Source organism: Nocardioides sp. B129/18 (assembly GCF_055282735.1).
Genome location: NZ_JBUZJI010000002.1, coordinates 61,923 through 69,770, shown reverse-complemented (window position 1 = coordinate 69,770; position 7,848 = coordinate 61,923). Strand labels below are relative to the sequence as shown.

Genomic DNA, 7,848 nt, shown 5'->3' with positions numbered 1-7,848 from the left:
GCGGCCGCCGCGCCGGTGCGGCACCGGCCCGGGTGCGTCGCGCACGACCTCCCACGCCTCGGCCAGCCGCTCGACGGCCGTGACCAGCTCCTCGGCCGGGCGCGTCCACGGGATCCGAACGAAGCGGTCGAGCCCACCGTCGACGGCGAACACCGGGCCGGGGGCCAGGGCCACCCCGCGGCGCTCGGCCTCCGCCGCCAGCGCCAGCCCGCGGGCGGCCGGCAGGCGGCACCAGACCGCGAGTCCGCCGCCGGGACGGACGAACGCGGCGTCGGGCAGGTGGGTCGTGAGGGCGTCGAGCAGGGCGTCGCGCTGCTCGCGCAGGCGCGTCACGTGCTCCTCGGGCACCGGGCCGCGGGCCAGCAGCCGGGTCAGCACGAGCTGCTCGAGCACCGGTGCGCCGAGGTCCATGCTCAGGCGCGCGTCGGTGAGCACGTCGACGAGGTCGTGGGGCGCGCGGATCCAGCCCAGCCGCAGCCCGCCCCAGAACGACTTCGAGGCCGAGCCGAGGGTGAGGGTGCCCGGGGCATGGGCGGCGAACGGCAGCGGCATCGCCTGGCCGTCGAGCGCCAGCGCCTGGTGCGCCTCGTCCACGACCGCCCGGGTGCCCGCGGCGGCCAGCGCCCCGGCGAGCGCGGCGCGGTCGGCGTCGGACATGAGGTGGCCGGTGGGGTTCTGGAAGTCCGGGATCAGGTAGGCCAGCGCGGGGCGCACCTGCTGCAGGGTGGCGGCGACGGCCGGCACGTCCCAGCCCTCCTGGTCGACCGGGCTGGCCACCAGGCGCGTGCCGGCGTGCCGGATGGCCTCGGTGGCGTTGGGGTAGACCGGCGACTCCACGAGCACCCGGGTGCCGCGCCGGGCCAGGCCGCGCGCGACGATCGCGGCCGCCGAGAGGGCGCCGGGGGTGACGATGACCTGCTCCGGCGCGGTGGGCAGCCCCCGCGCCTCGTACCCGGCGGCGATGGCGGCCTGCAGGGCCGGGAGCCCGGCGGGGAAGTAGCCATGACCGCCCAGGCAGGCCGGCAGGTCGGCGGCGGCCTCGGCGACGGCGGCCATCAGCCCGGGCGGGGCGGTGGCCGCGGCGCAGGTGAGGTCGATGACGGCGTCGTCGGGATAGGGCATGAGCGCGCGGTCGCGGGAGCGGGCCGGTCCGCCGGGCAGCCGGGTGAAGGTGCCCGCGCCCTGGCGGGCCTCGGCGTACCCGGACTCGCGCAGCAGCGCGTAGGCGCGGGTGACGGTGGTGCGGGAGACGCCGAGCGCCGCGGTGAGATCGCGCTCGCTGGGCAGCCGGACGCCGTGGCCGATGCGGCCGTCGCCGATCGCCTCGGTGAGGGCATCGGCGAGGCCGACGTAGGCGGGGGAGCGCTCGAAGCCGCCGACGAGGGCGGCGATCCGCGGGGCCGGGACGAGGGGGCTGTCAGTGGACTGCGCCATGCAGTCCACTCTTCCATGATTGGCTATTGAGGACCAGTCCATTCGCGTCGCATCCTGGTCGGCATGAGCACCACCTGCCCGCCCGTCACCCGCCCGGCTCCCGTCCTGGTCGACCTCGGCCCGCTCGCCCAGCTGCGCGCCGGACGGCTGCCGCGTCGGCTCTCCCAGCTCGCCGTCGGCCTGGTGCTCTACGGCCTCTCGCTGGCGATGATGGTGCGCGGCGACCTCGGCCTGGCGCCCTGGGACGTCCTGCACTCCGGCCTGGCCGCCCACCTCTCGCTCGACCTCGGCCAGGTCATCGTCGTCATGAGCTTCGTGGTGCTGCTCGGCTGGATCCCGCTGCGCGAGGTGCCCGGCGTCGCGACGCTGGCCAACGCGCTCGTCGTGGGCCTGGCCGCCGACGTCAGCCTCGGTCTGCTCGAGCGGCCCGACGCGCTGGCCGCGCGGATCGCGCTCATGGTCGGCGGCATCGTGCTCTGCGGCCTGGCCACCGCCTGCTACATCGGCCCGCAGCTGGGCCGCGGCCCGCGTGACGGCCTGATGACCGGCCTGCACCGGCGCACCGGGCTCTCCCTGCGCCTGGTGCGCACCGGCCTCGAGGTGTCCGTCGTGCTCGCCGGGCTCGTGCTCGGCGGCCACCTCGGCCTCGGCACCGTGCTCTACGCGCTGGCGATCGGACCGATCACCCAGGCGCTGCTGCCGGCCTTCACCGTGCGGCTGCCGACGCCGGTCACGACGCCGGTCACGACGCCGGTCACGACGCCGGGGGAGCGGTAGCGGTCAGCGCTTGGTGGCGATGACGACGCTGGCGTCGGAGGCCACCATGAGGTCGACGGCGGTGAACCGCTCGTCGGTGAGCCAGTGCTCGCGCAGGATGTCGACGCGACCGCCCGCGATCGGCGGCCACATCTCGCACGGCGTGAGGTCGTCGAGCACGACGATGCCGCCGGGCTCGACGAGATCGGCGACGGCGTCGACGCTGACGGCGCTGGGCTCGCCGGAGTCGAGGAAGAGCAGGGAGAAGGGGCCCTGGTCCATGAGCGTCGACCAGTCCGCGGCGAGCACCTCGACCTGCGGGTCGTCGACGAAGATCTCGCCGGCGGCCTTGGCCAGCCGGGGGTCGAGCTCGGCGGTGAGGATGCGCACGGCGTCGTCGCGCACGCCCGAGCGCAGCCAGGCGGTGCCGACGCCGCAGCCGGTGCCGAACTCGGCCATCGTGCCGGTGCGGGTGGCCGCGAGCATGGCCAGCAGGCGTCCGGTCTCGTTGCGGCAGAACGACACGTAGCCGGCCCGCCGCGACACCTCGAAGGCGCGCGCGACGACGGCGGGCAGCTCCGGGGGTGCGCTCATGCGGGAATCCTCCCCCGAGGCGTGTCGCGGAGCGGGACCGGCGTCTCAGTCCTCGGTCGATCTCCGCATTCCGGTGGCAGGCGTCCGGATGTCGTGCCTATTCTCGCACCATGCGGACCGTCCTCGTACTCATCGAGCGCCGCGGCGAGACCCACCAGGTATGACCTGGGCGTGAGGCCCCCTCGTCGCGGTGAGCGGCGTCGCGCATCCCCGGCCTCACGACTCGACCGCCAGACGGCATCGTCCGATCCCGACGCAGACCCGCGTCGCCGAGGTCGGCCCCGCCCCGGGTGAACCCCGGGCCCGCCGTCGCCGCCCCACCCGTGAGCCGGCCGGTCGAGTGCCCGCACCAGACTCTCGTCCCTCTGCCTTCAGGAGCACGCCATGTACGACCTCTACCCCGAGTGGGGCCCGGCCAGCCACGACCCCGAGAACCCGCGCAGCCGCGAGGCGCTCCAGCGCTCTCTCGACCTGCGGGACAACGGCGGCGAGCGCCCCGACGACAACTAGCCTCACCGCCATGACCGCCTCGCCGAACGCCACCGTCCAGCTCGCCGTCATCCCCGGAGACGGCATCGGGCAGGAGGTGACGCTCGAGGCGCTCAAGGTCCTCGACGTCGCGGCCCCGGCCGGCGTCACGTTCGCGCAGACCCGCTACGACCTCGGAGCCGAGCGGTACCTCGCCACCGGCGAGGTGCTGCCCGACTCCGTGCTCGCGGAGATCCGCGACCACGACGCCATCCTCCTCGGCGCGGTCGGCGGCAAGCCGAACGACCCGAACCTGCCGCCGGGCATCCTCGAGCGCGGCCTGCTGCTGCGGCTGCGCTTCGAGCTCGACCACTACGTCAACCTGCGTCCCTCGCGCATCTACCCCGGCGCCGTCTCGCCGCTCTCGGAGGCCACCCTCGGCTCCGAGCCGGTCGACTTCGTCGTGGTGCGGGAGGGCACGGAGGGCCCCTACACCGGCAACGGCGGCGCTCTGCGCGTCGGCACGCCGCACGAGGTGGCCACCGAGGTGTCGGTCAACACCGCGTTCGGCGTCGAGCGGGTGGTGCGCGACGCCTTCGCCCGTGCCCAGCGGCGCCCGCGCCGGCGCCTGACGCTGGTGCACAAGACCAACGTGCTGGTGCACGCCGGCTCGATCTGGTGGCGCATCACGCAGGAGGTGGCGCAGGAGTTCCCCGACGTCACGGTCGACTACATGCACGTCGACGCCACGATGATCCACCTGACGACGAACCCCTCGCGCTTCGACGTCATCGTCACCGACAACCTCTTCGGCGACATCGTCACCGACCTCGCCGCGGCCATCACCGGCGGCATCGGCCTGGCGGCCTCGGGCAACGTCAACCCCGACCGCACCACGCCCTCGATGTTCGAGCCCGTGCACGGCTCCGCGCCCGACATCGCCGGCCAGCAGATCGCCGATCCCACCGCGGCCATCCTCTCCGCGGCCCTCCTGCTCGACCACCTCGGCCACGAGGACGCCGCCGCCGCGATCGAGAAGGCCGTGCTGGCCGACCTCGCCGACCGTGCTCCGGGCGTCGCGCGCCGCACCGCCGAGGTCGGCGACGCCATCGCCGCGCGAGTAGGCGGCTGACCGCCCGCACCAGATCCCCCCGCCGATCCCTCGGCGGCACCTCAGGGGCCGGGCACGCCGAGCGTGCCCGGCCCCTGTGCGTGTTCCCCGGCCGCACCCTGCGACGGCCCGACCCAGGAGACTAGATTGAGCACCATGCCGAGCAGCCTGTCGATCACCACGACGTCGTCCCCGAGCCCCGCCAGCGACGAGCGCGTCGCCGAGATCCTCGCCGACCCCGGGTTCGGCAAGCACTTCACCGACCACATGCTGCTGATCGAGTGGACCCCCGACCGCGGCTGGCACGACGCCCGCATCGAGCCCTACGGCCCGCTGAGCCTCGACCCCGCCGCGTCGGTCCTGCACTACGCCCAGGAGATCTTCGAGGGCATGAAGGCCTACCGCCACGCCGACGGCTCGGTGTGGTCCTTCCGGCCCGACCAGAACGCCCAGCGGATGGTGCGCTCGAGCCGCCGCCTGGCCCTGCCCGAGCTGCCCGCCGACGACTTCGTCGCCGCCGTCGACGCGCTCGTGCGGGCTGACGAGCGCTGGGTGCCCGACGCCACCGACAGCGAGAAGAGCCTCTACCTGCGGCCGTTCATGTTCGCCTCCGAGGCCTTCCTCGGCGTGCGCCCGGCCCAGCACGTCACCTTCATGGTGATCGCCAGCCCGGCCGGGGCGTACTTCAAGGGCGGCGTGAAGCCGGTCAGCCTCTGGCTCACCGAGGAGTACACCCGCGCCGGCCGCGGCGGCATGGGCGCGGCCAAGACCGGCGGCAACTACGCCAGCTCGCTGGTGGCCCAGCAGGAGGCCATGGAGCACGGCTGCGACCAGGTCGTCTTCCTCGACGCCTCCGAGGGCCGCTACGTCGAGGAGCTCGGCGGCATGAACCTCTACTTCGTCCACCGCGACGGCCGCATCGTCACCCCCGAGACCGGCACGATCCTCGAGGGCATCACCCGCGCCTCGATCATCGAGCTGGCCGGCAAGAGCGGCTACGCCGTCGAGGAGCGTCGCTTCTCCATCCAGGAGTGGAAGGACGGCGTCGCGTCGGGCGAGATCACCGAGATCTTCGCCTGCGGCACCGCCGCCGTCGTCACGCCCGTGGGCGAGCTGCGCTGGGACGGCGGCGCGCTGCCCTCGCCGGTGGCCGGCGAGGTCGGCGCCCAGCTGCGGCGCCAGCTCGTCGACATCCAGTTCGGCCGGGCCGAGGACGCCCACGGCTGGATGCATCGGATCGTGTGACGGACCCGGCTCGCACAGAAAGATAGGTAAGGCTAACCTGGCCATGTGAGCACCGACCCCGCCCTGTCGCAGGCCCCACGCCGCGACGCGGAGCGCCCGGACGACCGCCACGGGTCCGGGCGCTCCGCCCGGGACGGCGTGGTCGGCGTCGTCGGCACGGGCACGGCGGTGCTCGTCCTGGTGGTCGTGCTCCTGCTCGCGGTGGCCGCGAGCCTGGCCCTCGGCGCCCGCAGCATCGCGCCGATCGAGGTCTGGCGCGCGCTCACCGACCCCGTCGCCGGCGACACCGCGCACCTGGTGGTCCGCGACATCCGCGTGCCCCGCACCCTGCTCGGCCTGGTCGGCGGCCTGGCGCTCGGCGTCGCGGGCGCCCTCATGCAGGGACTCACGCGCAACCCGATCGCCGACCCCGGGCTCCTCGGCGTCAACGCCGGCGCCTCGCTGGCCGTCGTCGTCGCGATCGCCGTGCTCGGCATCGACGACGCCGCCGGCTGGCTCTGGTTCGCCTTCGGCGGAGCCGCGCTGGCCACCGCGCTGGTCTACGGCGCCGCGTCGGCCGGCTGGGAGGGCGCGACGCCGGTGCGGCTCGCGCTCATCGGCGCCGCCGTCACCGCCTTCGCCACCTCGCTGGTCACCCTCGTGCTGCTCTCCGACCAGCGCACGCTGGGGGAGTACCGCTTCTGGCAGGTCGGCTCGCTGGCCGGGCGGCCGGCGTCCCTGGTGTGGTCGGTGCTGCCGTTCGTGCTCGTCGGGCTGGTGCTGGCGCTCGGCTCGGCGCGCCTGCTCGACGCCCTCGCACTCGGCGACGACGTCGCCCGCGGGCTGGGGCACTCCGTCGACCGCGGCCGCCTGCTCGTCGCGCTCGCCGTGGTGCTGCTGTGCGGCTCGGCGGTCTCGCTGGTGGGGCCGGTGGCGTTCGTCGGCCTGGTGGCCCCGCACGTCGCCCGCGCCCTCGTCGGCCCGGTGCACCGGCGGATCCTGCTGCTCAGCGCGCTCATCGGCCCGAGCCTGCTGCTCCTCGCCGACGTCGTCGGCCGCCTCGTGGCCCGGCCCGCGGAGGTCGAAGCCGGCGTGGTGGTCGCCGTGATCGGCGCCCCCGTGCTGCTCGTCGTCGTGCGCCGCGCCCGGATGGCGGCGGCATGAGCGCCGACCTGCTGCCCGTCCCCGCCGCGCGCCCCGACACCCGGGCCGTCCTGCGCGCCGACGCGCGTCGCCGGGCCGGTCGACGCACCACCGTGCTGCTCGCCCTCGTCGCCGCGGCCCTCGGCCTGGCCGTGCTGGCGCTGTCGCTGGGTGAGCTCCGCCTCGGTGCCGGGCAGGTCGTGGGGGCTCTGCTCGGCACCGAGGACGGCGGCGCCCGGTTCGTCGTCCGCGAGCTGCGGCTGCCGCGGCTCGTGCTCGGACTGCTCGTCGGCGCGGCCCTCGGCGTCGCCGGTGCGCTGTTCCAGGCCGTGCTGCGCAACCCGCTGGCCAGCCCCGACGTCGTCGGGGTCTCCCAGGGCGCGTCGGCCGCCGCCGTCGCGACCCTGCTGCTCGGCGGGCTCTCCGGCTGGCCGGTCTTCCTCGCCGCGATCGCCGGCGGCCTGGCCGTCGGGGTGCTGCTCTACGCCGTCGCCTGGCGCCAGGGCACCACCGGCTACCGGTTCGTGCTCTCCGGCGTCGGCGTCGCCTACCTCGGCGCCAGCATCACCGGCTACCTCATCACCCGCAGCGACCTGCGCCAGGCGCAGGACGCGCTCACCTGGATGACCGGCAGCCTCGGCCAGGCGTCCTGGTCCCTGGTGCAGGTGCTCGGCGCCGCCCTGCTCGTGCTCCTCCCCGGCGCCGCCCTGCTGGCCCGCCGCCTCGACCTGCTCCTTCTCGGCGACGACCGCGCCGCCTCCCTCGGCGTGCGCCCCGAGGTCGTGCGGGCGCTCGTCGTGCTGCTGGGCGTCGCCCTCGCCGCGGTGGCGACCGCCGCCGCGGGCCCCGTCGCCTTCGTCGCGTTCGTCGCCGGGCCGGTGGCGCGTCGCCTGCTCGGCGACGGCGGCGCCGCGCTGGCCGCCTCGGCACTGGTCGGCGTCGTGCTCGTCGTCGGCTCCGACGTCGTCGCCCAGCACCTGCTGCCCGGCGGCGTCGTCGCCCCGGTCGGCGTCGTCACCGGCGCCCTCGGCGCCCCGCTGCTCGTGTGGCTGCTGCTGCGCGGCCACGTCCGCACCACCTGACTCCCTGTCCTGACCCCTGCCCCTCGAGGAGGACCC

The 7,848-nt window shown here is 75.4% G+C and carries 8 protein-coding genes; 6 read left to right on the top strand and 2 right to left on the bottom strand.

Annotation, left to right across the window (positions count from 1 at the left end):
- On the bottom strand, positions 1 to 1,434 hold a 1,434-nt coding region (gene yczR / locus ACZDWJ_RS01985; RefSeq protein ID WP_463519235.1), incomplete at its 3' end, for a MocR-like transcription factor YczR.
- 63 nt (positions 1,435 to 1,497) lie between these two features.
- On the opposite strand from yczR, the gene yczE reads away from it, so the two are divergent.
- On the top strand, positions 1,498 to 2,211 hold the full coding sequence (gene yczE / locus ACZDWJ_RS01980; RefSeq protein ID WP_463519234.1) for a membrane protein YczE: 714 nt from the start codon (positions 1,498 to 1,500) through the stop codon (positions 2,209 to 2,211).
- 3 nt (positions 2,212 to 2,214) lie between these two features.
- Here yczE and ACZDWJ_RS01975 read toward each other — a convergent pair whose 3' ends face one another.
- A complete protein-coding gene (locus ACZDWJ_RS01975; protein ID WP_463519233.1) occupies positions 2,215 to 2,784 on the bottom strand; it encodes an O-methyltransferase in 570 nt (189 codons plus the stop codon).
- Positions 2,785 to 3,168: 384 nt separating this feature from the next.
- Here ACZDWJ_RS01975 and ACZDWJ_RS01970 point away from each other — a divergent pair, with 384 nt between their 5' ends.
- The 5 genes from ACZDWJ_RS01970 (at position 3,169) to ACZDWJ_RS01950 (ending at position 7,812) form a co-directional block, all read left to right on the top strand.
- A complete protein-coding gene (locus tag ACZDWJ_RS01970; protein WP_463519232.1) occupies positions 3,169 to 3,294 on the top strand; it encodes a hypothetical protein in 126 nt (41 codons plus the stop codon).
- Positions 3,295 to 3,304: 10 nt separating this feature from the next.
- Positions 3,305 to 4,384, top strand: a complete 1,080-nt coding sequence (locus ACZDWJ_RS01965; protein ID WP_463519231.1) for a 3-isopropylmalate dehydrogenase — start codon at positions 3,305 to 3,307, stop codon at positions 4,382 to 4,384.
- A 135-nt stretch (positions 4,385 to 4,519) separates the two neighbouring features.
- Positions 4,520 to 5,608: a branched-chain amino acid aminotransferase gene (locus ACZDWJ_RS01960; RefSeq protein WP_463519230.1), complete on the top strand. Its 1,089-nt coding sequence runs from the start codon at positions 4,520 to 4,522 to the stop codon at positions 5,606 to 5,608.
- A gap of 45 nt (positions 5,609 to 5,653) precedes the next feature.
- Positions 5,654 to 6,751: a FecCD family ABC transporter permease gene (locus tag ACZDWJ_RS01955; protein WP_463519229.1), complete on the top strand. Its 1,098-nt coding sequence runs from the start codon at positions 5,654 to 5,656 to the stop codon at positions 6,749 to 6,751.
- Positions 6,748 to 7,812 carry a FecCD family ABC transporter permease gene (locus ACZDWJ_RS01950; protein WP_463519228.1) on the top strand — a complete coding sequence of 355 codons (1,065 nt, stop codon included), beginning with the start codon at positions 6,748 to 6,750 and terminating at the stop codon, positions 7,810 to 7,812. The genes ACZDWJ_RS01955 and ACZDWJ_RS01950 overlap by 4 nt, the downstream gene beginning before the upstream one ends.
- Positions 7,813 to 7,848 lie beyond the last annotated feature (36 nt).

Coding starts and splice junctions, on each gene's coding strand:
- ACZDWJ_RS01965 (WP_463519231.1), top strand. CDS start 3,305: ATGACCGCCTCGCCGAACGCCACCGTCCAGCTCGCCGTCATCCCCGGA.
- ACZDWJ_RS01950 (WP_463519228.1), top strand. CDS start 6,748: ATGAGCGCCGACCTGCTGCCCGTCCCCGCCGCGCGCCCCGACACCCGG.
- ACZDWJ_RS01975 (WP_463519233.1), bottom strand. CDS start 2,784: ATGAGCGCACCCCCGGAGCTGCCCGCCGTCGTCGCGCGCGCCTTCGAG.
- ACZDWJ_RS01960 (WP_463519230.1), top strand. CDS start 4,520: ATGCCGAGCAGCCTGTCGATCACCACGACGTCGTCCCCGAGCCCCGCC.
- yczE (WP_463519234.1), top strand. CDS start 1,498: ATGAGCACCACCTGCCCGCCCGTCACCCGCCCGGCTCCCGTCCTGGTC.
- ACZDWJ_RS01970 (WP_463519232.1), top strand. CDS start 3,169: ATGTACGACCTCTACCCCGAGTGGGGCCCGGCCAGCCACGACCCCGAG.